This is a genomic window from Magnetospirillum sp. WYHS-4, from assembly GCA_039908345.1.
In the GTDB taxonomy this organism is placed as follows: domain Bacteria; phylum Pseudomonadota; class Alphaproteobacteria; order Rhodospirillales; family GLO-3; genus JAMOBD01.
In genome coordinates this window covers 25,527-50,275 of the sequence record JAMOBD010000033.1, presented here as the reverse complement: position 1 = coordinate 50,275, position 24,749 = coordinate 25,527, and the positions used below count along the sequence as shown (strand labels likewise).

Here is a 24,749-nt window from a genome sequence, read left to right as displayed (position 1 = left end):
CGGGGGCATCATAATCCCAGCAGGAATGGAATGGCTATAGGGAGAACGCGTTCTCGATCTTCGCCAGGCGGCTGGTCTTGGCTTCCATGGGCGTCTCGTAGGCCGGCCGGTTGCCGAGATAGAGGATGCCGGTGTTGAAACCGTCGTCCGACATCAGCCGCTTGCCGGCCACCGCCGGGTCCGAGGTCGGCTCGATGGGCGCCGGGCGGACGGCGTCCTTCCAGCCCCGCTGCTCGGGCCGGAAGGTGACGCAGGGACTGAGAATCTGCAGGAACGAGAAGCCGGGATGGCGCACCGCCTCGACGATCAGGCGCGCCACCTCGTTGGGATCGCCCGAAAAGCTGCGGGCGATGAAATTGGCGCCCGCCGACAGGGCCACCGCCAAGGGCTGGAAGGGGCTGACGCCGGTGCCGTAGGGCGTCAGCTTGCTGCCCGACCATTCGGAAGCGGTGGTCGGCGAGGCCTGGCCCTTGGTCATGCCGTAGACCTGATTGTCCATCACGATATAGGTGATGTCGACGTTGCGCCGGCATGCGTGCAGGAAGTGGTTGCCGCCGATGGAAAATCCGTCGCCGTCGCCACCGGTCACCAGTACCGTGAGGTCGGGGCGGGCCAGCTTGAGCCCGGTGGCCAGGGCCAGGGCACGGCCGTGCACGCCGTGGAAGCCGTACACGCTGGTATAGGCGGGAATGCGCGACGAACAGCCGATTCCGGAAATCACCGCCGCCTGTTCGCGCGGCACTTCCAGTTCGGCCAGCGCCTTGGTGACCGACGACAGGACCGAGTAATCGCCGCAACCGGGGCACCAGACCGGCTTGTAGTCCGACTTGTAGTCCTTGGGGCCGAGACGCGGGGCGTCCAACAGGGCATCCATGGAATTACCTCCAACTCGCCAAATGGTCGTAGACTTGATTGGGGCGGATGGGCAGCGGGCCCGGCTGGGCGAAGATCGAAACCTGGCCCGGCAGGTCGTAGAAGGCCCTGAGATAGCGGTAGAACTGCTGGGAATGGCTTTGTTCCACCACCAGGACCTGGGAGACGCCCTCCAGGGCCTTGGCCATCCGTTCGGGCTGGGCCGGCATCAGGAGGCGCAAGGAGACCAAGCGTACCTTCTTGCCCTCGGCGCGCAGGCGGGCCGCCGCCTCGGCGGCGGGACCGGTACTCGACCCCCAGGTCACGACGGCGATCTCGCCTTCGCCTTCCACATGGGCCCAAGCGCCGCCGAAGTCGAACCGGTCCAGCTTGCGCTGGCGCTTGTCCAACTGGGCTTGGTGGTCGCCGGCCTGACTGGAAGGGCGGCCGCTGGGCGCGTGTTCGAGCCCTTCGGCCACGTACTCCCCGCCCCGGATACCCGGCACGGCCATGGGCGACACGCCCGATTCGGTGACCGCATAGCGGCGGTAGTTCTCCACCCCGTCGGGCGGGGTCTCGCGCCGGGCCGCGTATGGCGCGGCGGGCGGCTTGTCGATGATCGCCCGCGATTGGCCCAGGGACTGGTCGGACAGCATGATCACCGGACACTGCAGGGACTCTGCCAGATGGACCGACCACTGGGTGGTGAATAGGCAGTCGCCGATCGAGGTGGCGGCGGTGACGACGTGGGGCGCATCGCCGTGCAGGCCGAAAAGGGCGATATTGAGATCGCTCTGTTCCGATTTCACCGGGATGCCGGTGGACGGGCCGCCGCGCTGCACGTCCACGACCACGATGGGGATTTCCGCCGCCACTGCCAAGCCGATGCTTTCCATCATCAGGGCGAGGCCGGGGCCTGCGGTCGCGGTCAGCGAAGGCACGCCGCCGAATGAGGCGCCGATAATCATATTCACCGATGCCAGTTCGTCCTCCGCCTGGACCAGGGTGCCGTCCACCTTCTCGATATTGGGGGCCAGCCACTCCAGGATCTCGGTGCCGGGCGTGATCGGATAGGCGGCGACGAAGCGCACGCCGCCGCGAAGCGCGCCCAAGCCCACCGCCTCGTTGCCACTGATGTTCCAGCGTTCCTTGAGCGTATCGGCGCCATCGGCCTTCAGGGGGCATTGGGCGTCGAGGGCCAGAGCCGCCTTGCGGCCCGCCTTGATGGCCGCCGTGCTGGCGCGAATGGCTTCCGGCCCCTTCTTTTCCAGGGCCTTCTCGACCACCGACAGCACCCGTTCCTCGGGCAGGCCGACCAAGGTGGCGATGACGCCCAGGGCCACCATGTTGGGGCGACCGCCGGGAACTTCCTTGGCCAGTTCCTGCAGGGGAAGATCGACCTTGCGGGCCGGAGTGCCGGCGATGGCCTCGGGCATGGCGCCGGCGGCCGGATCGCCGATCACCGCACTGTCGCCGTCCAAGGGAATCTCGGCGGCGAAGCGTTCGACGTTCATCCAATCGAAGGCGAACATCAGATCGAAGGTGCCGGGCGGCGCCGTCACCGGTTCCAGCGACAGGCGGATGAAGGCCGCCGCCTCGCCGCCGCGAATCTGCGGGCCCGACGACCGAGCCATCATGCCGTACCAACCGGCCCTGGCGGCCGCGTCCAGCAGCATCTGCCCGGCCGTCATGACGCCCGAACCGCCGCTGCCCGTCAATGCGATGGAAACCGAATCCCTTACCCGCTGCTTACGAGCCATGGGTTACTCCCGCCTTGCTGCATGTGTGCGCCGGACCCCGGTTTACCGGAGCCTTGCGGTCTTTTGACACGGCCGCTCTGTTTATTGCGAATAAATTACCATATCGGTTGCTTTTCGCAAGTGCGAAAGAGAGACCTGCCGCATTGGAATTTGGGGACTGTGAAGAAGGAAAAAAAGGCCGGGGTCTGGGCCCCGGCCTTTCGTCATCGCCTATTCGGCGGCCTTCCGGGACGTCGGCTCGTCGGCCGGGATAGCCAACTCGGCGAGCTTCTGGTAGACGGCGCGGCGGCGCTTGAATTCCTTCTCGGCGCCGGCGATCAGCATGGCGAAGCGTTCCGGATTGGCGCGCTTGACCACGTTGAAGCGGTTTTCCTTGGAGATGTAGTCGTCCAGGGAAATCGTCGGGTCCTTGCTGTCCAGCACCAGGGCCGGCTGGCCGGTTCCCAAGCGTCGGGGATCGTAACGATAGAGCTGCCAGTAGCCGCTTTCCACCGCCAGACGCGATTGCTCGACCGACATCTCCATGGGATAGCCATGCTCGATGCAGGGCGAGTAGGCGATGATGAGGGACGGGCCCTTGTAGGATTCGGCTTCCTCGAAGGCCTTCACCGCCTGGGCGTCCTTGGCGTTCATGGCCACCGAGGCGACATAGACGTTGCCGTAGGCGATGGCCATCAGGCCCAGGTCCTTCTTGGGCAGCGAACGGCCGGCCACGGCGAACTTGGCCGCGGCCCCCATGGCGGTGGCCTTGGACTGCTGGCCGCCGGTGTTGGAATAGACCTCGGTATCCATCACCAGGATGTTGACGTTGTGGCCGGACGCGATGACGTGGTCGAGGCCGCCGTAGCCGATATCGTAGGCCCAGCCGTCGCCGCCTAGGATCCAGACGTTCTTATTGACCAGATAGTCGGCCAGGGTTTCCAGGCGGCGCGCCTCGGCCCCCTTGATTGCGGCCAGCTTGCTGCGCAGTTCCAACACCCGCTTGCGTTGGTTGCGGATGCCTTCCTCGCTGGCTTGGTCGGCATTGACGAGGGCGGCCACCAGTTCGTCGCCCAACTGGCCGGCCAAGCCGGTCAGCAGGATGCGGGCCTGGTCGCCGTGCTTGTCGAGGGCGAGCCGCATGCCGAGGCCGAACTCGGCGTTGTCCTCGAACAGGGAGTTGGCCCAGGACGGGCCGCGGCCCTCGCAATTGGTGGTATAGGGCGTGGTCGGCAGATTGCCGCCGTAGATCGAGGAGCATCCGGTCGCGTTGGCGAACATGGTGCGGTCGCCCTGCAACTGGGTAATCAGCTTGATGTAGGGCGTCTCGCCGCAACCCGAACAGGCTCCCGAAAACTCGATCAGAGGCTGGCCGAACTGGGACATCTTGACGTTGGGCTTCAGCTTGGTGCGGTCGGCATCGGCCAGGTCCATGAAGAATTCGAAATTCTCCCGCTCCTGGTCACGCAACGGGGCTTGCAGCTCCATGCGCAAAGCCAGCCGGTCCGGGTTCTTCTTGTCCTTGCCGGGGCAAACCTTGACGCAGACTTGGCAGCCCGTGCAGTCCTCGGGCGCCACCTGGACCGTGTACTTGACGTTGTCGCCGAATTCCTTGCCCTTGTAGTCCATGGACAGGAACTTGGCGGGGGCTTTGGCCAAATCGGCAGCCGGATAGGCCTTCACGCGGATGGCGGCGTGCGGGCAGACCAGGGCGCACTTGTTGCACTGGATGCAGAGTTCCGATTCCCAGACCGGGATGTCGATGGCCAGATTGCGCTTTTCCCACTTGGTGGTGCCCAAGGGCCAGGTGCCGTCGATGGGGAAGGCGCTGACCGGCAGCAGGTCGCCCTTGCCGGCGATCATCATGGCCTGAACGCGGCGGGTGAATTCCGGTGCCTTGTCGGACACGATGGGCGGCAGATCGCGGTTGGCGGTGGCCTGCTTGGGGACCTTGACCTCGAACAGGTTCTGGATGGTCTGATCGACGGCGGCGTAATTCCGCTCGACCACCTTCTCGCCCTTGGAGCCGTAGCTTTTCTTGATCGCCTTCTTGATCTGGGCGATGGCCTCGTCGCGCGGCAGCACCCCCGAGATGGCGAAGAAGCAGGTCTGCATCACCGTGTTGATGCGCTTGCCCATGCCGGTCTCGCCCGCCACCCGGGTGGCGTCGATGACGTACATCTTGCAGCCCTTCTCGATCAGGGCTTCCTGCATGGAGCGCGGCAGCTTGTCCCAGATGTCGTCGGGGCCGTCCGGGGCGTTCAGCAGAAAGGTGGCGCCCGGCGCCGCATGCTTCAGCATGTCGATGCGGTCGACGAAGCCGAACTGATGGCAGGCCACGAACTCGGCCTTGTCGATCAGATAGGCCGACTGGATGGGATTGGCGCTGAAGCGCAGGTGCGAGATCGTCATCGCGCCCGCCTTCTTGGAATCGTAGACGAAGTAGGCTTGGCCGTAGTTGTCCGTGTTCTCGGCGATGATCTTGACCGAGTTCTTGTTGGCGCCCACCGTGCCGTCCGACCCCAGGCCGTAGAAGACCGAGCGCTTGACGCCCGCGGGCTCGGTGTTGAAGGACGGATCGTAGTCGAGCGACAGCTTGGTGACGTCGTCGACGATGCCGACGGTGAAGTTGGTCTTGGGCTTGTCCTTGGCCAGTTCGTCGAACACGGCCTTGACCATGCCCGGAGTGAATTCCTTGGACGACAGGCCGTAGCGGCCGCCGATGACGCGGGGGTCCTGGGCCGCGGCGCGCTGGCCGGCGGCCTTGGCCTGGGCGAGCGCCGTGACCACGTCGAGATAGAGCGGCTCGCCCAGCGATCCATGCTCCTTGGTGCGGTCCATCACCGCGATGGCGCGGGTGCTGACCGGAAGGGCGCCGATGAAGTGGTCGAGGGAGAAGGGCCGGAACAGGCGGACCTTCAGCACGCCCACCTTCTCGCCGCGAGCGGTGAGGAAATTGACCGCCTCGTGGGCGGTCTCGCCGCCCGAGCCCATGATGACGATCACCCGCTCCGCCTCGGGGTGGCCGACGTATTCATAGAGCTTGTACTGGCGGCCCGTCAGCTTGGCGAAGCGGTCCATGGATTCCTGGACGATTTCGGCGCAACCCGTGTAGTAGGTGTTCCGGGCTTCCTGCATCTGGAAGAAGGTGTCCGGATTCTGGGCGGTGCCGCGCAGGACCGGCTTGTCGGGGGTCAGCGCGCGGGCGCGATGGGCGGCGATCAGGTCCTCGTCCATCATGGCGCGCAGATCGTCGTCGGTCAGCTCCTCGATCTTGGCCACCTCGTGGGAGGTGCGGAATCCGTCGAAGAAGTGCAGCAGGGGAATGCGCGCCTTGAGCGTCGCCGCATGGCCGATGGCGGCCATGTCGTGGGCCTGCTGCACCGAGTTGGAGGCCAGCATGGCGAAGCCGGTCTGGCGGCAGGCCATGACGTCCGAATGATCGCCGAAGATCGACAGGCCGTGGGCCGCGATGGTACGGGCGGAAACATGCATGCAGAAGGACGTCAGTTCGCCGGCGATCTTGTACATGTTCGGGATGAACAGCAGAAGGCCTTGCGAGGCGGTGAAGGTGGTGGTGAGCGCACCGGCCTGGAGGGCGCCATGCACGGCGCCGGCGGCGCCGGCTTCCGACTGCATTTCGACCACTTCGGGAATCACGCCCCAGATGTTCTTCATCCCGGCTGCCGACCGGGCATCGGCGCCCTCGCCCATGGTCGAAGATGGGGTGATCGGGTAGATGGCGATCACCTCGCTGGTCCGGTGGGCGACCGAGGTGACGCCATCGTTGCCGTCGACCGTGATCATTCTCCGTTGCGCCATGCGAGAGCTCCTTCTGACTGGCGTTGTCCTGTCCCCGCCGCTTGGTCGATGCGGCATTTATTGGTTTCCCGTGGATGCGCGAACCGGATTGCTGCGGCGCAGCACGGGTGGGCAGAATATGCGAACCTTGCGTCGGCGGCAAGGCCCGATGAAAAAAAGATATCCCCTAGAATTCCAGGGAGAAATATTGTTGCGCAGCCTCCTGTTGCGGTGCCGCAAGGAAAGGGGTCCCCAGGGGCGTCAAGTGTGCCCTCTCCACCTTTTCCCAGGATCGCGGCCGCCCCCGACTTGGGCCCGATCCGGCTAAGCAGCCGGTTGCTTCCGTGGGCGCCCGAAGTTACTAAGGCATCATCGTCAGCAAGGAGCCTTCCCATGAAGATCAACGGCAAGCCCTTCCGCACCATCTGGCCGGCCGACGACGGCTGGGGGGTGGAGATCATCGACCAGACTCGCCTTCCCCACGAATTCGTGGTGCTGCGTCTGGAGACTCTGGCCGAAACGGCGCACGCCATTTCCGCCATGCTGGTACGCGGTGCCCCCTTGATCGGCGCGACGGCCGCTTACGGCGTGGCGCTCGCCATGCGGGCCGATTCTTCCGACGCCGGCCTCAGAAGCGCCTGCGACCGGCTCTACGAGACCCGTCCGACGGCGGTGAACCTGCGCTGGGCGCTGGACGAGATGAAGGTGGCACTAGCGCCGCTCGCCCCCGCCGACCGCGCCGTCGCCGCCTACCGGCGCGCCGCCGAGATCTGTGACGAGGACGTCGCCATCTGCTCGGCCATCGGCGATCACGGCAAGGTCCTGATCGAGAAGGCCTGGGACCGGAAGGGCAGGAAGGGCCGCGTCAACGTGCTCACCCACTGCAATGCCGGCTGGCTGGCGACCGTGGACTGGGGGACGGCGCTGGCGCCCATCTACAAGGCCCACGACGCCGGCATTCCCATTCACGTCTGGGTGGACGAGACCCGGCCGCGCAACCAGGGCGCCAGCCTGACCGCCTGGGAACTGAATAGCCACGGCGTGCCGCATACGCTGATCGTCGACAACGCGGGCGGCCACCTGATGCAGCATGGCGAGGTCGACCTCTGCATCGTCGGCACCGACCGCACGACCCGCTGCGGCGACGTCTGCAACAAGATCGGCACCTATCTGAAGGCGCTGGCCGCCCACGATAACGGCGTGCCCTTCTATGTCGCCTTGCCCAGCCCGACCCTTGACTGGGGCATCCGCGACGGCGTCCGGGAAGTGCCCATCGAGCAGCGCGACGGCGGCGAGGTGACCCGGCTGTGGGGCCGGACCGACGACGGCAACACGGCGACCGTCACCATCTCGCCCAAAGGCACCCCGGCGGCCAATTTCGCCTTCGACGTGACCCCGGCCCGCCTGGTCACCGCTTTGGTCACCGAACGAGGCGTCTGCCCGGCCACCGAATCCGGCCTATCCGGGCTGTTCCCGGAAAAATCATAGTAACAAAACGGTAATCTCGGTGTCATAATCGCGTCCGGAAGGTCGCCTTGGGGGGCGGGCGCGCGGTTCTTGGTGCTATCCAGGGGGTGACGTTCGATGAAGAAGCTTGCCGTTGGGTTGCAGATCGCGCTGATCGGCGTGATTGCGCTGGTTGGGTTCGTCCTGGTCGGGATCATCTACGGAACCAGCAACGCCAAGCTGGAAAGGGTGCGCCAAGCCCAGCAGACGGCCATGGAGAGCCTGCATCTCGGCGAGACCATCAAATACAACTTCCTCAACGCCAGGCGGAACGAAAAGGACTTCCTGATCCGCCTGGACGAGAAGTACGCCGCGGCCCACGGCAAGACCGGCGATCTGGTGGCGGCATCACTCGACAAGCTGCGCGGCCATCACGACGAAGTCGATGTGCTCAAGTTGGTGGATCAGGTCAAGGCCGGCTACCAAGACTACTCCAAACAGTTCGGCATCGTCGTGGCGATGTGGAAGGAGGCCGGGCTCGGCGACAAGGACGGCCTGCGCGGCCGGCTGCGCGACTCGGTCCACCAGGTGGAAACCAAGCTGAAGGATGCCCAGGAGGCGAAACTCGCCAACCTGATGCTGATGATGCGTCGGCACGAGAAGGACTTCCTGCTGCGCGAGGACCCCAAGTATATCGCCGACCTGGAACAGCGGCAGGCGGAGTTCGCCAAGGCCCTGGAGGCTTCGGCCCTGGGCGACAAGGCGGGTGTTTCCGGGCTGATGGATTCCTATGTCGCCGACTTCAAGAAGGTGGCGGCCATCGTCCTCGGCATCAAGGAATCGACCAAGAAGCTGAGCGATATCTTCGCCACGGCCGAGCCCTTGCTGGAAAAGCTGATCCGGGACGGGGAGGAAGACTACAACTCCGCCGTTTCGGAAGCCCGCAGCATCACCGACGGGGCGTTCCGTACCATGGTGGGAGCCATGATCGTCGTGGCGGCGGCGGTGGTCGGCTTGGCGCTGCTCATCGGGCGCGGCATCGGCGCTCCCATCGGGCGCATGACCGCGGCCATGGAACTTCTGGCCCAAGGGAATCTGGAGACCGAGGTGCCGGGCCGCGACATGGCCAACGAGATCGGCCAGATGGCCGCTGCGGTCCAGGTTTTCAAGGATAACGCGGTTCATATGCGCCGGATGCAGGCCGACCAGGTGGAAGCCGAACGCCGCGCCGAGGAAGAGAAGAAGGCGGCCATGCACAATCTGGCCGACAGCTTCCAGGACCGCGTGGGGCGAATCGTCGATGCGGTCTCGACGGCCGCCGGGCAGATGCGCTCGGAAGCCCAGTCCCTGTCGGCCAACGCCGAACAGACCAGCCGCCAGTCGGCAGCGGTGGCGGCGGCGGCCGAGGAGGCCTCGGCCAACGTACAGGCGGTGGCCTCGGCGACCGAGGAACTGTCCAGTTCGATCTCCGAGATCAGCCGCCAGGTCACCCAGTCCTCGGAAGTGGCGCGTAGCGCGGTGACCGAGGCGGAAAACACCTACCGGACCGTGCAAGGGCTGGTGGAGGCGGCGAGGAAGATCGGCGAGGTGGTCAACCTGATTACCGATATCGCGGAGCAAACCAACCTGCTGGCACTCAACGCGACCATCGAGGCGGCGCGTGCGGGCGAGATGGGCAAGGGCTTCGCCGTTGTGGCCTCCGAGGTCAAGAATCTGGCTAACCAGACGGCCAAGGCGACGGAAGAAATCGGGGGCCAGATCGGCGCCGTTCAGACTGCCACCCGGGATGCCGCCGAGGCCATCGGCGGCATCGGCCGCACGGTGGCCCGCATCAACGAGGTGGCGTCCGCCATCGCAGCGGCCGTGGAGGAACAGGGCGCCGCCACCCAGGAAATCGCTCGCAACGTCGAACAGGCGGCGGCGGGAACCAACGAGGTCTCGTCCAACATCACGGGCGTCACCCAGGCGGCCGGCGAGACCGGACATGCGGCCACCGAGGTCCTGGGCGGGGCGGATCAACTCGCCACGCAGGCGGGCGACCTTCGCCGACAGGTGGAAGCCTTCGTCAAGGAAGTGCGGGGCGCCTAGAATTTCCGCCCTTGAGGAGCTTGTTGCAGAATCGGCCATTCGCCGCCCCCTCGTCGCCTTCGCCCGCCGTCTGGAGCCCCACTCCACGGCATCCTCGCCCACTGCCGATGGCTCCTCTCCACACCAGCTTGCTGGAGGGCGTCAACAACAAGACCAAGGTCATCGAATACTTCTTCCTCAAGCTCCGTGCAGCTTCCCCCGGAATTCCCGGAGGAACCACGGAAAAGGGCGCGCCCTGCGGACGCGCCCTTCGTTCTTCCCGATAGGCAGGCCTTACTTGGCCTTGGCGGCCGGTACGTCGCCCTGGAAGGTATTCTCGACCAGCGGAGTGGCCTTGGTCATCGGGGCATGGCACTGGGTGCAGAAGTAGCGGGTGCCCAGCAGCTTGTCCTGGACCTTGCCGGAGGCGTCGACGTAGTGCGACTTGCCGGCCGCCGGGGCCTCTTCCTTCTTGGCATTGGCCGGATCGTGGCACTTCATGCAGCCGTTGGCCTTCAGGCTGATGTCGTAGTTGGTCTTGTGGGGGATCATCGGCGGCTGCGTCGAAAACGTGCGGGCATGCTGCTTCTGCTCCAGGTCGAGGCCGTACATCTCGGCCACCGGCGCTTGCGGCGCCGCGTTGTTGAAGGCCGAAACGGTCGGCCCCTCGGCCACGCAGGCCGGCAAAACGGACACCAGGCCGAGGCCCATGACCCCCACCATCAGAGCGATCAACCTTCTCATGGCGAAACCTCCTTGCTGAGAAACGTCGTCCAAAACCCAAACTCTCCTTGACCCGCGGGCAGCTCCACCCGCCCGCCGGCCGTTCCTTACCCCTCAGGCCGCCTTGGGCACCTGAGAGGATGCGTGTTCACCCGGTTTCGCCTCCGACTGGTTGGCGAAACGGGTGGCGAATTCGAACACCGCGGGTGCGCAGACATCGGCGCAGCGCCCGCAGTTGGTGCAATCGGCGGACAGGATCACCGGCCCCAGCCCCCGGTCGGCCCCGCGGAGCGCCGGCGTGATGACATGGGGTTCGGGGCAGACGGCGAAGCAGTCCATGCAGTTGGTGCAGGCGGAACGCTTGGCGGCGCTCACCTTGACCAGCCCGAAGCGATTGACCAGCGCGTAGAAGGCCCCGACGGGGCAAAGATGGCTGCACCAGCCCCGCTTCGAGGCGAAAGTGTCGTAGAGGAATATTCCCAGGATCACCAGCCAGCCCAGGCCGACGCCGAAGGTCAACACGCGCTGGAAGATGGTGATCGGGTTGACCAGTTCCCAGGCCAGCACGCCGGTGGCCGCCGACACGATCAGGGCCATCGCCATCACCCAGTAGCGGGTGCGGCGGGCGAGTTGGATGCCGCCCTTGAGGCCCAGCTTCTGACGCAGCCAATGGGCCGCATCGGTAACGATGTTGACCGGGCAGACCCACGAACAATAGGTGCGCCCGCCGACCAGCAGATAGAACGCCAGCACGATGGCCGCCCCGATGAAGGCGGTCTTGGTCATCACGTGGCCAGCCGCCAGGCTTTGCAGGACCATGAAGGGATCGGTAAGCGGCAGGACGTCCAGGGTCAGGCTGGAAGCCAGGGTGCCCTTGACCGGCCAGAAGACCTCGGCCGGACGGCCGCCCGCCCCTTTGAGCCACAACAGCACCGGCCCGACCATGAACAGGACCAGGATGCCGACCTGGGAAACGCGGCGCAGGATCAGCCAGCGGTAGGCGGCGAAGCGGCCCTTGACCGCCACCGCCTCGGCACCGGGGGTGTAGAGGGTGCCCTTGCTCATCGGCCACCTCCTACCGGTCCGGTCGGCAGGGTGGACAAGGAGGGCGGCGGCACTTCCGGCATGCGGTCGGGCAGGTCGATCAGGCCCTTGACGGCCTCGCCGTGCTTTTCCTTCTCGACCCAGCCGAGCTTGTAGTGGGCCTGGATCTTGCCCTTGGCGATCTTGGCCGGCACGATCCGGATCGCCGATTCCTCCAGGATGCAGGATTTCTCGCACTTGCCGCAGCCGGTGCAATGGTCGGAATGGACGACCGGCAGGAACAGGGCATGCTTGCCGGTGCGTTCATTGGCCGCGCGCGTGATGGTGATCGCCTTGCCCTGCACGGGGCAGACGCGATAGCAGACCTCGCACCGCAGGCCCAGGAAGGCGATGCAGGTTTCCTGGTCGATCAGCACGGCCAGGCCCATGCGGGCTTCCTCGATCTTCTTCAGCGAGCGATCGAGGGCGCCGGTCGGGCAGGCCGGGACGCAGGGGATGTCCTGGCACATCTCGCAGGGCACCTCGCGGGCGACGAAATAGGGTGTCCCCACCGCCACCGCCTCGCCGACCGTGGCCAGCCGAAGGGTGTTGTAGGGACAATCGCGGACGCAGAGTCCGCACCGGGTGCAGGCCGCGAGGAACTTGTCCTCGGGCAGGGCGCCGGGCGGTCTGAGCGCCATGGCGGGTAGGGACTGGGCCTGCTTGGCGAACAGGCCCAATCCGACGCCGAAGACCCCGACGCCGCAGGCAGCCTTGGCCGAATCGGCCAGGAACTGCCTGCGGTTGACGGAGTCGCCGCGTTCGGGGCGAGTGGTCTTCACGGGTGGTTGCTCCTTCTCAACTCTCACCACTCCCAGTGCCTTCCATCATTCCCCCGAACGCCTCGGACCCTTGCAGGCCCTAGGCCTTCACCACCTTGCAGCCGCACTTCTTGAAATCGGTCTCGAAGGACAGCGGGTCGGTGGCATCCAAGGTCAGCTTGTTGCACAGCTGGCTCTCGTCGAACCAGGGGAAGTACACCAAGCCCTTGGGCGGCTTGTTGCGGCCGGAAGTCTCGACGCGAGTCTCGACTTCACCGCGACGGGTCGCGATCTTGACCTTGTCGCCGCGCTTCAGGCCACGGCTGGTGGCGTCGTCCGGATGCATGAACAGGATCGCATTCGGGAACGCCCGGTGCAGTTCGGGCACGCGGCGGGTCATCGAGCCGGAGTGCCAGTGCTCCAGGACGCGGCCAGTGCAGAGCCACAGGTCGTAGTCCTTGTCCGGAGCTTCCGCGGCGGGCTCGAACGGGGCGAAGATGATCTTCGCCTTGTTGTCCGGGTTGCCGTAGAACTTCCAGCCCTCGCCGGCCTTGACGAAGGGATCGTACCCTTCGCGGTAGCGCCACAGGGTCTCCTTGTTGTCGACCACGGGCCAGCGCAGCCCACGGGCGTTGTGGTAGACCTCGAATTCGGCCATCTGGTGGCCTTCCTTCGGGTTTTCCTGGTGGAAGCGGCGATACTCCTCGAACAGGCCCTTGTGGACGTAGAAGCCGAAGGCCTTGGACTCGGAGTTGTTGTGGCCCTTCTGGATCTGGTCCAGGCCGAACTTGTTGACCTGGCCGTTGGCGTAAAGCACGTCGAACAGGGTGGTTTCGGGCTTGTAGCCGCTTTCCGCGATCACGGCCTTCGGCCAAACGTCCTTGAGCTGGAAGCGCTTGGAGAATTCCATGATCTGCCACAGGTCCGACTTGGCCTCGCCGGGAGCGTCCACCTGCTGGCGCCAGAACTGGGTCCGGCGTTCGGCGTTGCCGTAGGCACCTTCCTTTTCCATCCACATGGCCGCCGGCAGGATCAGGTCCGCCGAGGTCGCGGTGACGGTCGGGTAGGCATCGGTCACCACCACGAACGCGGCCGGGTTCCGGTAGCCCGGATAGCCTTCCTCGTTCATGTTGGGCGCTGCCTGCATGTTGTTCACGCACTGCACCCAGTAGGCGTTCAGCTTGCCGTCCTTCAGCATGCGGTGCTGCAGGACCGCGTGGTAACCCGGCTTGGCCGGGATGACCTTGGCCGGAACCTTCCAGATCTTGCCGGCGAACTCGCGGTGCTTCTCGTTCATCACCACCATGTCGGACGGCAGGCGATGGGTGAAGCAGCCGACCTCGCGGGCGGTGCCGCAGGCCGAGGGCTGGCCGGTCAGCGAGAAGGGGCTGTTGCCCGGTTCGCCGATCTTGCCCATCAGCAGGTGCACGTTATAGAGCAACCCGTTCACCCAGACGCCGCGGGTGTGCTGGTTGAAGCCCATGGTCCAGAAGGAAGTGACCTTCTTCTTCGGGTCCGCATAGACCTTGGCCAGACGCTCCAGCTTGTCCTTGGGCACGCCCGACATCTGGGAAGCCTTGTCCAGCGTGTACTCGCTGACCAGCTTGGCGTATTCGTCGAAGCCGATCTTTTCCAGATCGCCCTTGCCGGCATTCTTGGCCGCCTTCTGCAGCGGATGCTCGGGACGCAGGCCGTAGCCGATGTCGGTCGCCGTCTTGGTGAAGGCGACGTGCTTTTCGACGAACGACTTGTTATAGGCTTTGTTCTGGATGATGTAGTTGGCGATGTAGTTCAGGATGACCAGATCGGTCTGCGGCACGAAGATCATGCCGTTGTCCGCCAACTCGAAGGAGCGGTGCTCGAAAGTCGAGAGCACGTGCACTTCGGTGTTGGGCTTGGTCAGGCGGGTGTTGGTGATGCGCGACCACAAGATGGGGTGCATCTCCGCCATGTTGGAGCCCCAGAGCACGAAAGCGTCCGCGTGCTCGCAGTCGTCATAGCAGCCCATCGGCTCGTCCATGCCGAAAGCGCGCATGAAGGCGACCACGGCCGACGCCATGCAATGGCGGGCATTGGGGTCGATGTTGTTGGAACGCAGACCGGCCTTCATGAACTTGACGGCCGCATAGCCTTCCCAGATGGTCCACTGGCCCGAGCCGAACATGCCGACCTTGGTGTTGGCCTCGTCCTCGGGGTTGATGGCCGCCTTCCACTTCTCGGCCATGATGTCGAAGGCCTTGTCCCAGGAAATCGGGGAGAAGTCGCTGGAATTCTTGTCGAACACGCCGCCCTTGCCGCGCAGCAACGGCGTGGTCAGGCGGTCCTTGCCGTACTGGATCTTGGACAGGAAGTAGCCCTTGATGCAGTTCAGCCCCTTGTTGACCGGCGCGTCGGGGTCGCCCTGGGTGGCCACCACCTTGCCGTCCTTCGTGCCGACCAGCACGCCGCAGCCCGTGCCGCAATAGCGGCAAACGCCCTTGTCCCAGCGGATGCCGTCCTCGGCAGCCTGGGCTTCGAGACTTACCCCCGCGACGGAAGCCGCGGCCAAGGCCGCGTTCGTCTTGATGAAGTCACGCCTGGATAACGTCATGTGCCTCCTCCTTTCCAGCAGCGTTCGAAAAATGGTGGTCGGACGAGTTCCGATTCTCGTCCTCGAAGTAGGTGTAGACCAGAGCCGCCGCCTGGACGCCGTCCAGTTTGTGCAGTTCGGTCAGCTTGTCGGTCGCCGACTGCGTGTCGGGGTCGTCAAGAGTGACGACTATCTTTCCTTCGGGCGAGACGGCATGGATATCGGTGCCGGCGATAGCCAGCACCTGCTTCCGGACCCGCTCGACGTCTTCGGGTTTCGCGTGAAGTACCAGACTGGAAATGCTCATGGCCTTGGTCCCGGTCCTCCCGTCAATGGATGGTGATGGCCTGAACCGGACAGGGCGCCACGCAGGCGCCGCAGCCGGTACAGAGGGCTTGGTCGACCACCGGCAGCGCGCGGCCGCCGGTCGCCGGTCGGAAACGGATGGCGCGCGGCCCGCAGGGGTCGCCGCACAGGCGGCAGGCCACGCCGGCCAGCGAGATGCAGGAAGCGCCCACCTCGGCATGCCGCGCCCAGGGAGCACGCCGGAGAGGTTCCTCGCCGGTCTCGAACGCCGACAGGGCCCCGGTCGGACAGGCTTCGACGCAGGCACCGCAGAAGGTGCAGTGGCGGGTGGCGAAGGTGATCTGGGGAAGGCCGCCGGCCCCGGCGACCAGAATCTTCTCGGGACAGGCGCCACGGCAGCGGGTGCAGCCGTCGCAGGCCTCGACGAACAAGTCCTCCGCCAGGGCCCAGGGGGGCCGCATGGGCGGGCGTTCCTGACGGAATCGTCCTCGCAGCAAGGCCAATCGGCTGACCGCCTCGGGCATCTGCCCGCCTCCTCCCGCAACCTCGAACGCCAAGGCTGCCCAGTCGTTTCCCCTCGTCGCCGACCCGGCTGCCATGCCCCCTTAAAACACGGCGCGGACCTGTTAATTGGCAAAAGACGATAGGCGGACCCAGCACTTGAGTCAACACGAATAAAACCAAAGTATGAAAACCATTGATGTCGAACGATAGCTTACGGAATCCGGACCTGTTTCGCGGCCTTGGCTGGCACCAAAGTACCAGAACTGCGGTGGTTGGGCCGGGACGGCGGTTGCGCTATCCTGCGGCGGCGAAACGGAGGGAAAGCCATGACCGACGCCGCCAACACCCGTTCCACCGCCTGGATGACCCGGCGCTACGTTCTGGCGCTCACGGTGATCGCCGTACTGGCGTCCCTCGCCTACGGATCCTTCGAAATGGTGATCGCCGAAGAAGCCACCTCGGGCGCGGTGGTCAACATCTCGGGCCGCCAGCGCATGCTCTCCCAGCGTACCGCCTTCTTCGTACGCACCATGCTGGATGCCGAGGACGCGGCGGAATACGGCCTGGCCGCGGCCAAGCTGCGCCAGGCGGCCAATCTCCTGGAACTATCCCACAAGGGCCTGATCGAGGGCAGCGACGTCCTGGGTCTGCCGTCGGGCATGAGCGAGACGGTGCGCGCCATGTATTTCGAGGGCCCGGAGTCCCTGGACGGCATGATGCGCGATTACATCGCCGCGCTGCGGGCCATCCAGAAGGCGCCGCGGGAAGCCCTGCATTCCAATTGGCCCGAGGTCCGCCACGTCCTGGCCGTCGCGCCGGGACCTCTGCTCGATGCCCTCGACATGATGGTTTGGCAGTACCAACGCGAGGGCGAGGAGACCGTGCTCCGGCTGCGCCGCCTCGAAGCCACGGTGCTGGGCCTTACCCTGCTCGCCCTGACCCTGGAAGTCCTGTTGATCTTCCGGCCCATGGTTGGCCATGTCCGCGACCAGATCGCCCATATCTCGGAGATATCCGACGAACTGCGCGCCGCCCGCGACACCCTGGAGGAACAGGTGCGCCAACGCACTTCGGAACTGCACGAGGCCAAGGAAGCGGCCGAGCGGGCCAACCATGCGAAGAGCCGCTTCCTGGCCGCGGCCAGCCACGATCTGCTGCAACCCCTGGAGGCCATCGGCATGTTCACCGGCATGCTGGAGCGCCAGGTCGAGGGCGAGCGGCCCAAGGGAATCTTCCGCGACCTGAAAGTGGCGCAACGTTCCATGCGCCGCCTGCTCGATTCGCTACTGGAGATTTCCAAGCTGGAGGCCGGGGTGGTGGTGGCCAGGCCGCGGCCCATGGCGCTTGAGCCCCTGCTCGCCCAGATGGGCGGCGAGTTCCTGCCTCAGGCTCTTCATCGTGGCCTCACGCTCCGGGTGGTGACCAGCGGCGCGACCGTGCTTTCCGATCCGGCGATGCTGGAACGCATCCTGCGCAACCTGATGTCCAACGCCATCCGCTATACCCGCCAGGGCGGCATCCTGCTGGGCTGTCGGCGAGAGGGCGGGCGGCTGCGCATCGAGGTCCACGACACCGGACCTGGCATCGCCGAAGCCGACCGGCGCCGCATCTTCGAGGAATTCTCCCAGTTGGACGATCCCCATCGCGACCGGAGCGAGGGCATCGGCCTCGGGCTGGCGATCTGCGACCGTCTGGCGCGCCTGCTCGACCATCCGTTGGGAATGCGCTCGCGAATGGGGCGGGGCTCGGTCTTCTCGGTCGCCCTGCCGGTGGTCGAGGAAACGTGAGCGGAGGACCGCTTGGACGGCGGCGGAAGTCCGTGGTAGGTTCCCGCGACCCGAAAGAACACAACAAGCGACGGACGACCGAAGATGCGAACCATGGAACTGGTCTGCCCCGCCGGAACGCCCGCGTCCCTGCGCGCCGCGGTGGACGCCGGGGCGGATGCCGTCTATCTGGGCTTTCGCGACGAAACGAACGCCCGCAACTTTCCCGGTCTCAACTTCAGCCGCGACGAACTGCGCGAGGGCCTTGCCTATGCCCACGACCGCGACGTCAAGGTCTTCGTCGCGATCAACACCTTCCCCAGGGCCGGCCACCCCGGTCCCTGGCACCGGGCGGTGGACGACGCCCACGAACTGGGAGTGGACGCGGTAATCCTGGCCGATATCGGCGTCGCGGCCCATGCCGCCAAGGAACATCCCGACCTGCGTCGGCACCTGTCCGTCCAGGCCTCGGCCTCCAATCCGGAGGCCATCCGTTTCTATGCCGAGGAATTCGGCATCAAGCGGGTGGTTCTGCCCCGCGTGCTCACGGTGGCGGAAATCGCCGCGCTCAACAAGAAGATCGCGGTGGAGACCGAGGTCTTCGTGTTCGGCGGGCTTTGCGTGATGGCCGAAGGACGCTGCTCGCTGTCTTCCTACGTCACCGGCATCTCGCCCAACAAGGAAGGCGTCTGCTCGCCGGCCAGCCACGTGCGCTACGAGGAAGTGGGCGACAAGTTGGTCACCCGCCTGGGCGGCTGCACGGTCAACGAGTTCTCCGGCGGCGAGCCCGCCGGTTACCCGACGCTGTGCAAGGGCCGTTTCGTGGCCCGGGGCAAGGCGCAGTACCTGTTCGAGGAACCGACCTCGCTCAGCGTGCTTGGCCTGCTGCCCGATTTGGCGGCGGCCGGCGTGACGGCGCTGAAGATCGAAGGCCGCCAGCGGGGGCGCGCCTACGTGGCCCAGGTGGTGGCCGCCTTCCGCAGGGCGCTGGACGCCGTGGGCCGCGGCGAGCCGGTGGCCACCGACGAACTGGTGGCGGTCACCGAGGGCCAGCGCGAAACGACCGGAGTCTACAAGAAGGATTGGCGGTAATTCCATGGCGAAGCTGACGCTGGGCCCGGTGCTCTTCAACTGGGCGCCCGAGAAATGGCGCGACTTTTATTTCCAGGTGGCCGACGAGGCGCCGGTGGACACGGTCTATGTAGGCGAGGTCGTCTGTTCCAAGCGTACCCCGTTCTTCGAGCCGGTAATTCCGGACGTGGTCGAGCGCTTGGAACGGGCCGGCAAGGAGGTCGTCTTTTCTACCCTGGCCTTGGTCATGACCGAGCGGGAGATGGAAGGGGTGCGCGGCCTGGCGGACCCCGAATCCGGCCTGCTCGTCGAGGCCAACGACGTGTCGGCAGCCGCCTTGCTCAAGGACCGGCCCCACATCGTCGGGCCCTACGTCAACGTCTACAACGAAGGAACCCTGGCCTACCTGGCGGACCACGGCGCGGTGCGCGTTTGCCTGCCGCCCGAACTGCCCCGCGAGTCCATCGCCGAACTGGCCAAGACCGGCCGGCCGGACCTGGAGGTCATCGTCTTCGGCCGCCTGCCGCTGGCCATTTCCGCTCGCTGCTACCACGCCCGGGCACGCGGGCTATCCAAGGACAATTGCCAGTACGCCTGCGGCGACGACGCCGACGGCATGGCGCTCGACACCCTGGCGGGCGAGCCCTTCGTCGCGGTCAACGGCACCCAGACCTTGTCGTTTTCCTGTTGCAATCTGTCGGCGGAACTGGCCGAACTGCAGGCCCTGGGCGTGGGGTGGTTCCGCCTGTCGCCCCAGGATGCCGACATGGCCAGGGTGGCCCACGTCTTCCGTGACCTGCTGGCCGGCAAGGAGGACGCGGGGGGCGCCGACGAACGTCTTGCCGGCTTGGTGCCGGGCATGCCCTTCGCCAACGGTTTCTATCACGGGATCGAAGGCTTGGCCTTCGCCGGCCTGGAGGAAGAGACGACCGAATAGAACCTACTTCTTCTTGGCGTGGTGGTGGGCGGTATGAATGCCCATGGCACTGGCGGCGTGGACGATCAGGTCGGCCACGTGACCGAAATCCTCGAAGTGGTCGGTGTTGATCGCCAAGTCGTAGTTGGTAAGATCGTTGGCTCGCCGCTTGAAGACCTTCCAGGTGAACTCGCCGCGCGCCTTGTTGCTTTCGCGCACCTTGCGCCGCGCCTCGTCCAGGTCCCAGCCGCACTGCAGGGCAAGGCGCTTGGCGCTGGCGTCGACGGAACCGGTGATGCGCACCCTGAGCACCTTGCGGCCGGCCAAGATGATGTTGCCGCCCCGCCCCATGATGACGCCGCCGGCCTGATAGAGGCCGCGCACGGTGGTGACCAGGCGGTGCAGATAGTCGTCGCGGGTCACGTTGGCACCGAACAGCAGCGAGTAAAGCCAGGCGTCGCCGGCCTGGGACAGGCGCTCGTGCAGCTTGTTGAGCAGGCTTTCGTGGACCTTGGCCTCCTTGGCCACCTTGTCCAAAACCTCGCGGCTATAGCAGGGCAGATCCATCCGCTCCGCCACCATGCGCCCGATCTCGTCGCCGCCGGCGCCCATGGTGCGGGAAATGGTGATGACCGGCAGCCTGGAGCGGTCCCCGTCCTTATCGGGTACGACCTCGCTGACCTGGGTGAGGGCGCGGATGACTGCCTGTTCGTCGACCATGGCCGGGGTCCCTTGTCCGAAAATTGACCCCCGGATATTGCACCAGCGAAACTCCGACCGCAACAGGGTGCAAGGGCAGGGCTAATACTCAAAGGGTTCTAAAGTGATTTGAAGGCTCCTTTGGGCGGGAAAATGTGATTCCTGGAAGGGCGTCACAACATAGGGGGCGGCCTTGGCCGAGACGGCACAATCGATTGCGTTTCTGGATCACTTTTCCGGAATTTCCGATCCCCGGGAGGCGAAGAAGGTGCTCTATCCGCTGGACGAGATCATGCTCCTGGTCCTGTGCGGGGAACTGGCCGGGGCGGAAGGGTTCGCCGACATCGCCCTGTGGGGCGGGGTGCATCTCGATTTCCTGCGCCGCTTCCGGCCGTTCAGGGACGGCATCCCCAGCCACGATGCGCTGAACGACCTGTTCAATGCGCTCGACCACCAGGCCTTCCGGGACTGCTTCGTGGCCTGGGCCGGGAGCCTGCGCGGGTCCGTCCCCGAACTGGCCGGCGCCGGCGGTCCCGAGGTGGTCGCCATCGACGGCAAGACCTCGCGGCGCAGCGGCGACGCCGCCAAGGGCCGCGCCGCCCTGCACCTGGTTTCCGCCTGGGCCTCGGCGCGGCGCCTGGTGCTCGGCCAGGAGGCCATCGACGACAAGGAGAACGAGATCGTCGCCATCCCCAGGCTGCTCGGACTGCTGGAACTGAAAGAGGTGCTGGTGACCATCGACGCCATGGGCTGGCCAGGAGAAGGGCATCAATGTTTCCGAAAAGGTGGTGGACGACAAGGTCGTGGGCCGCTCTTGCGTCCCGGCTGCCGTTGGCATATTCTGCCAGGAGCGATTTCAAGGTGGAGTTTTGGCCATGCCGACCCGGAACGTCGTCCTTACCGACCATCAGGCCGAATTGGTAGAACGGCTGGTGGCGTCCGGCCGCTACCAGAATGCCAGCGAGGTGCTGCGCGAGGGCCTGCGGATGATCGAACGCCGCGACGCCGACGACCAGGCGCGCCGGGAGGCGCTGCGCGCTGCCGTCCAGGTCGGCATCGACGATATCGAGGCCGGACGGTACCGGGACTTCGAGTCTTCTGGAGAGCTTCGTCGCTACCTCAAAGGCATCTCGGATGCCGCGATCAAGAAGGGCCTTGCCAAGCGCGTGGGCACGCGGTGAGCGGACAGCGGGATTTTTGGCTGGTACGTCTTGCTTCCGCCGTGGAAGCGGACCTCGATCAGATTTTGCAATGGACGGCGGAACACTTTGGCGAAGAGCAGGCGGACAGTTACGCGGAGACGCTGATGGCCGCCGTCGATGCCTTGAAGGCAGGGCCGACAACGGCGGGCGTCAAGGCGAGGAGTGATCTGCCGGAAGGCATTCTCACCCTTTATGCCGCCCGCCTGGGACGCAAGGCGCGGCACGTCATTCTCTTCCGGGCGGAACGGGAGCGCGGCAGGAAGACGATCCAGGTCCTGCGCATCCTGCATGATGCCATGGACTTTCCCCGCCATCTGGCGGACGAGGAGGCCGACCACTGATCCTCACCGATAGGCTCCCGCCGCCGGGTTGAGGCCGTAGCGGCGCTCCAGGGTGGGGGCGAGGTCTTCGCCGCGACCGATCTTGCGGCTCATCAGCATTTCCATTTGCTCGACGAACACGGCGATCATCACCTCACCCGAGGGGCCGCGCCGGGTTTCGGTGCGGGTCTGGGTGTTGGGGACCGTATTGGTGACGGTGGGCTGGACCACCACCGTGACGCCGGAGGATGACGGAACGCCGGCCCGATTGAGGCGATGGCGGGGATCGTCACGCCTCAAGACCGCCGGCAGGTCCTGGGCCGCCTTGATGGCCCGGATGAAGGTGTCACCCGACACCGAGCGGAAGGTCGCCAGGACCGAAGAGGCATCCATCACCCCCTCGGCGGTGGCCATGGTGCTGGCCTCCATGGCGTCGGCCAGATCGTTCAGTTCGCCCAGCAGGGCCTTGAGCCAGAAGCCCATGGCCCGCGCATCCGTGGGCACGCCCACCTCGGCGTCGACGCTGACCGCGCCGGGGACCGGCGGGGCGGGATCGCGGGTCACGGTTGGCGATGCCGCGAAGGCAACCGGGGCCAGCCGCAACACGGTGAAAGACCATGTCCGCGCCCTCGCCGAGAACGGACACCTGAAGCGCCACGGAGCCGGGCGGGGCACCTGGTATTCTGTCAAATAGAACGCCGCTCGCGAACGGGTGGCAGAGGGCTCAGCCGTGTCGAATGGTGGCGTCCATCATGGATCTGTCGTCAGAAGCGGGTGGGCGAGAAGACGCTCGACATATGGAGCTCCCTTGTCGTCTTCGTCTTCGAGCCCCCGCCAACGATCAGGCCTCAGGCCGTGGCGCAGGAAACGTGCGAGTTCGGCGCGGAATGCGGCGAGGAAGGCGTTTCGGCTGAGGACGGCCTCCAGGCGCAACAGGGACTGCTGCGCCGTCTCCATCTCGCGGAGACCCAGCCCCAAGGCCGCCGCCAGCCCGCCCAGCGCCGCCCCGGCCGCCAGGCCGGCGGGACCGAGGCGCAGCATGGCGAAGCCCACGCCCCCCAGGTGGTCGGCGAAGCCCTCCAGATGCACCCTGGCGGCCGAGGTGACCTCGTTGATGGCCAGCAGGCCCTTGGAGGCGGGCTTGGATGCCTGCTCGATCCTGGACAGGGCCTTGGAGCCGTCCTCGCCCAGCTGCATCAGGGGGCGGCGCACCACCTCGCCGTCCTTGACGGCCAGGCGGATGGCGAGAGTCCTGTCGCTCATGGTTCCTCGCGAGGTTAAGCCATTCCGTTGCGTGGCGGGAGGGTTGGGGGTATCATGAAATCAGCAGCGAATTAGCATGGAGGCAGGTGGCCATGGTCCGACTCGACGACATCCACTCGCTGACCGAGTTCCAGCGCAATACCCGCGAACATATCGAACGCCTCAAGAAGACGGGCCGTCCCGAGGTTCTCACCGTCAACGGCCAGGCCGAACTGGTCGTCCAGGATGCCCGGTCCTATCAGAGGCTTCTCGATCGTGCCGAGAAGGCGGAACAAGCGGCAAGGCTCGGTCGCAGTATCGCCGATTATCGTGCCGGCCGGTTCCGCGACGCCGAGGATGTCCTTGGCGATCTTGAAGCCCGGCACCTCGGGCGGCCCAAGGCGCAATCCACCGGCAGGCGTCGCGCTGGATGAACTACAGGGTTGTCGTCACTCCCGGTGCGGAAGAAGACCTGGACGATCTGTTCCGATACATCGCCCTCGACAACCTTGCCGCCGCCCACAAATTCGTGGAGGGCCTGCGCAGGCGCCTGAAAACCCTGGCGTCGATGCCGAAACGTTGTCCCCGGGCGCCCGAGGATGGGCTGGACGGGCTGGAGATCCTGCATCTCGTGTACGGCCAGTACCGGATCCACATCGCTGGTATACGGCTGCTCACTTGCTCCCCGTCCGACACGCCGAAAGGCCTCGGGCGGGGTTATTTGTTCGAGGGGCAGGAAGAACCCGCTTGCGGCCCGGCGAAACGCACCTGTATAATGGGCATATCGCCAAGGAGGTGATTCATGCCCAGTCCGTCCGCCATCATCGACGTCGTCGGCGGCCCCAATGTTGTCGGGGCCATGGTCAGCAGCCAGTTCGACCTGATCCGGATGGTCCGGGCGGGCCTGCCGGTCACGACCATCCATGCGCTGGTGCAGTCCGGCCGCCTGAGCCGTTCCGAGACCGACCGGGTCGTGCTGCCCCGCAAGACCCTGGCGCATCGGGAGCGTATCGGGACTCTGACGGCCGACCAATCCGACCGCCTGCTCAGGGTCGCCCGCGTGCTGGCGGCGGCCGAGGAGGTGTTCGGCGACCAGGATACGGCCCATGCCTGGCTGCGGCGGGCGACCACCGCGCTGCGAGGCGAGGTGCCGCTGGACCTGCTGGACACCGAGGAAGGTGCCCGCGAGGTTGAGATCCTGCTCGGCCGCATCGCCCACGGGATCGCCGCCTGATGCCGGTGTGGCGACTGGCCCGCGAAGCCCACGCGGCGCTGGATGGCGAAGGCGCCCGCATCTTCGGCGGACGCTGGAACTCCCCCGGCCGGCCGATGATCTACACCGCCTCGTCGGCGGCCCTGGCCGTCCTGGAGGTGCGGGTCCATCTCGACCTGCCGCTCGACATGGCGCCCCGCGACTTCCAGCTGATGTCCACGGAACTCGGCGACATGGGAATCGAGGACCTTCCGACGGGAGGCGCGGACGATCCCCTTTCCTTTGGCGACCGCTGGCTCCGGGAGGGGCGGTCCCCGGCGATTCGGGTTCCCTCCTTCATCGTGCCGGAGGAATGGAACCTGCTCGTCAATCCCCTGCATCCCGCGGCCCGGGGCATCAAGGTCGTCTCACGGCGACCGTTTCGCTTCGATCCGCGACTGTTTTAAGAAATGCGGGTTGCTTCCCTTCC

Annotated in this window: 23 protein-coding genes and 2 pseudogenes; 13 read left to right on the top strand and 12 right to left on the bottom strand. The window is 65.9% G+C overall.

Features of this window, described 5'->3' with window-relative positions; all coding sequences use genetic code 11:
- Nucleotides 1–34: 34 nt before the first annotated feature.
- The 3 genes from H7841_10780 to nifJ all read right to left on the bottom strand — a co-directional run bounded on the left by H7841_10780 (nucleotide 35) and on the right by nifJ (nucleotide 6,413).
- Entirely contained in the window at nucleotides 35–874 is an 840-nt protein-coding gene (locus H7841_10780; GenBank protein MEO5337360.1) for a 2-oxoacid:ferredoxin oxidoreductase subunit beta, read from the bottom strand.
- 4 nt (nucleotides 875–878) lie between these two features.
- The gene (locus H7841_10775) at nucleotides 879–2,612 is read right to left on the bottom strand and encodes a 2-oxoacid:acceptor oxidoreductase subunit alpha (GenBank protein ID MEO5337359.1); all 1,734 of its coding nucleotides are present in this window, start codon (nucleotides 2,610–2,612) and stop codon (nucleotides 879–881) included.
- Nucleotides 2,613–2,822: 210 nt separating this feature from the next.
- A complete protein-coding gene (nifJ, locus tag H7841_10770; protein ID MEO5337358.1) occupies nucleotides 2,823–6,413 on the bottom strand; it encodes a pyruvate:ferredoxin (flavodoxin) oxidoreductase in 3,591 nt (1,196 codons plus the stop codon).
- A gap of 372 nt (nucleotides 6,414–6,785) precedes the next feature.
- On the opposite strand from nifJ, the gene mtnA reads away from it, so the two are divergent.
- The 3 genes and pseudogenes from mtnA to H7841_10755 all read left to right on the top strand — a co-directional run bounded on the left by mtnA (nucleotide 6,786) and on the right by H7841_10755 (nucleotide 10,192).
- The gene (mtnA, locus tag H7841_10765) at nucleotides 6,786–7,880 is read left to right on the top strand and encodes an S-methyl-5-thioribose-1-phosphate isomerase (protein MEO5337357.1); all 1,095 of its coding nucleotides are present in this window, start codon (nucleotides 6,786–6,788) and stop codon (nucleotides 7,878–7,880) included.
- Nucleotides 7,881–7,976: 96 nt separating this feature from the next.
- Nucleotides 7,977–9,926 carry a methyl-accepting chemotaxis protein gene (locus H7841_10760; GenBank protein MEO5337356.1) on the top strand — a complete coding sequence of 650 codons (1,950 nt, stop codon included), beginning with the start codon at nucleotides 7,977–7,979 and terminating at the stop codon, nucleotides 9,924–9,926.
- Nucleotides 9,927–9,984: 58 nt separating this feature from the next.
- Nucleotides 9,985–10,192, top strand: a pseudogene (locus H7841_10755) (hypothetical protein).
- A 7-nt stretch (nucleotides 10,193–10,199) separates the two neighbouring features.
- On the opposite strand, the gene H7841_10750 reads toward H7841_10755, so the two are convergent.
- The 6 genes from H7841_10750 to napF form a co-directional block, all read right to left on the bottom strand.
- Complete coding sequence (locus tag H7841_10750) at nucleotides 10,200–10,649, bottom strand: nitrate reductase cytochrome c-type subunit (protein MEO5337355.1); 450 nt, start codon at nucleotides 10,647–10,649, stop codon at nucleotides 10,200–10,202.
- A gap of 93 nt (nucleotides 10,650–10,742) precedes the next feature.
- Entirely contained in the window at nucleotides 10,743–11,693 is a 951-nt protein-coding gene (gene napH / locus H7841_10745; GenBank protein ID MEO5337354.1) for a quinol dehydrogenase ferredoxin subunit NapH, read from the bottom strand.
- Nucleotides 11,690–12,493, bottom strand: a complete 804-nt coding sequence (gene napG, locus H7841_10740) for a ferredoxin-type protein NapG (protein MEO5337353.1) — start codon at nucleotides 12,491–12,493, stop codon at nucleotides 11,690–11,692. The genes napH and napG overlap by 4 nt, the downstream gene beginning before the upstream one ends.
- 79 nt (nucleotides 12,494–12,572) lie before the next feature.
- Complete coding sequence (napA, locus tag H7841_10735) at nucleotides 12,573–15,062, bottom strand: nitrate reductase catalytic subunit NapA (protein ID MEO5337352.1); 2,490 nt, start codon at nucleotides 15,060–15,062, stop codon at nucleotides 12,573–12,575.
- Entirely contained in the window at nucleotides 15,043–15,348 is a 306-nt protein-coding gene (locus H7841_10730; protein ID MEO5337351.1) for a chaperone NapD, read from the bottom strand. The genes napA and H7841_10730 overlap by 20 nt, the downstream gene beginning before the upstream one ends.
- 22 nt (nucleotides 15,349–15,370) lie before the next feature.
- Nucleotides 15,371–15,871: a ferredoxin-type protein NapF gene (napF, locus tag H7841_10725; GenBank protein MEO5337350.1), complete on the bottom strand. Its 501-nt coding sequence runs from the start codon at nucleotides 15,869–15,871 to the stop codon at nucleotides 15,371–15,373.
- A gap of 306 nt (nucleotides 15,872–16,177) precedes the next feature.
- Between napF and H7841_10720 the strand changes: the two genes are divergently transcribed.
- The 3 genes from H7841_10720 (at nucleotide 16,178) to H7841_10710 (ending at nucleotide 19,625) form a co-directional block, all read left to right on the top strand.
- Nucleotides 16,178–17,638 carry an ATP-binding protein gene (locus tag H7841_10720; GenBank protein ID MEO5337349.1) on the top strand — a complete coding sequence of 487 codons (1,461 nt, stop codon included), beginning with the start codon at nucleotides 16,178–16,180 and terminating at the stop codon, nucleotides 17,636–17,638.
- Nucleotides 17,639–17,722: 84 nt separating this feature from the next.
- Nucleotides 17,723–18,709 (top strand): U32 family peptidase, encoded by a 987-nt coding sequence (locus H7841_10715; GenBank protein ID MEO5337348.1) that lies wholly within the window; start codon nucleotides 17,723–17,725, stop codon nucleotides 18,707–18,709.
- A 4-nt stretch (nucleotides 18,710–18,713) separates the two neighbouring features.
- The gene (locus H7841_10710; protein ID MEO5337347.1) at nucleotides 18,714–19,625 is read left to right on the top strand and encodes a U32 family peptidase; all 912 of its coding nucleotides are present in this window, start codon (nucleotides 18,714–18,716) and stop codon (nucleotides 19,623–19,625) included.
- A 3-nt stretch (nucleotides 19,626–19,628) separates the two neighbouring features.
- Here H7841_10710 and H7841_10705 read toward each other — a convergent pair whose 3' ends face one another.
- Nucleotides 19,629–20,324, bottom strand: coding sequence for a cytidylate kinase-like family protein (locus tag H7841_10705; GenBank protein ID MEO5337346.1), 696 nt, complete (start codon nucleotides 20,322–20,324; stop codon nucleotides 19,629–19,631).
- Between the two features lie 172 nt (nucleotides 20,325–20,496).
- On the opposite strand from H7841_10705, the pseudogene H7841_10700 reads away from it, so the two are divergent.
- The 3 genes and pseudogenes from H7841_10700 to H7841_10690 all read left to right on the top strand — a co-directional run bounded on the left by H7841_10700 (nucleotide 20,497) and on the right by H7841_10690 (nucleotide 21,846).
- Nucleotides 20,497–21,054: pseudogene (locus H7841_10700) on the top strand (ISAs1 family transposase).
- Between the two features lie 124 nt (nucleotides 21,055–21,178).
- Nucleotides 21,179–21,484, top strand: a complete 306-nt coding sequence (locus tag H7841_10695) for a type II toxin-antitoxin system ParD family antitoxin (GenBank protein MEO5337345.1) — start codon at nucleotides 21,179–21,181, stop codon at nucleotides 21,482–21,484.
- The gene (locus H7841_10690; GenBank protein MEO5337344.1) at nucleotides 21,481–21,846 is read left to right on the top strand and encodes a type II toxin-antitoxin system RelE/ParE family toxin; all 366 of its coding nucleotides are present in this window, start codon (nucleotides 21,481–21,483) and stop codon (nucleotides 21,844–21,846) included. The genes H7841_10695 and H7841_10690 overlap by 4 nt, the downstream gene beginning before the upstream one ends.
- 3 nt (nucleotides 21,847–21,849) lie before the next feature.
- Here the strand turns inward: H7841_10690 and H7841_10685 are convergent, their stop codons facing one another.
- Together H7841_10685 and H7841_10680 are read right to left on the bottom strand one after the other, a co-directional pair.
- A complete protein-coding gene (locus H7841_10685) occupies nucleotides 21,850–22,389 on the bottom strand; it encodes a hypothetical protein (GenBank protein ID MEO5337343.1) in 540 nt (179 codons plus the stop codon).
- Nucleotides 22,390–22,575: 186 nt separating this feature from the next.
- Nucleotides 22,576–23,088, bottom strand: a complete 513-nt coding sequence (locus H7841_10680; protein ID MEO5337342.1) for a hypothetical protein — start codon at nucleotides 23,086–23,088, stop codon at nucleotides 22,576–22,578.
- 92 nt (nucleotides 23,089–23,180) lie between these two features.
- Here H7841_10680 and H7841_10675 point away from each other — a divergent pair, with 92 nt between their 5' ends.
- The 4 genes from H7841_10675 to H7841_10660 are packed head-to-tail and all read left to right on the top strand — an operon-like array spanning nucleotide 23,181 to nucleotide 24,726.
- Nucleotides 23,181–23,501, top strand: a complete 321-nt coding sequence (locus H7841_10675) for a type II toxin-antitoxin system Phd/YefM family antitoxin (GenBank protein MEO5337341.1) — start codon at nucleotides 23,181–23,183, stop codon at nucleotides 23,499–23,501.
- Complete coding sequence (locus H7841_10670) at nucleotides 23,498–23,866, top strand: type II toxin-antitoxin system RelE/ParE family toxin (GenBank protein ID MEO5337340.1); 369 nt, start codon at nucleotides 23,498–23,500, stop codon at nucleotides 23,864–23,866. Before H7841_10675 ends, H7841_10670 begins: the two co-directional genes overlap by 4 nt.
- 3 nt (nucleotides 23,867–23,869) lie before the next feature.
- A complete protein-coding gene (locus H7841_10665) occupies nucleotides 23,870–24,301 on the top strand; it encodes a DUF2384 domain-containing protein (GenBank protein ID MEO5337339.1) in 432 nt (143 codons plus the stop codon).
- A complete protein-coding gene (locus tag H7841_10660) occupies nucleotides 24,301–24,726 on the top strand; it encodes an RES family NAD+ phosphorylase (GenBank protein MEO5337338.1) in 426 nt (141 codons plus the stop codon). The genes H7841_10665 and H7841_10660 overlap by 1 nt, the downstream gene beginning before the upstream one ends.
- Nucleotides 24,727–24,749: the final 23 nt, after the last annotated feature.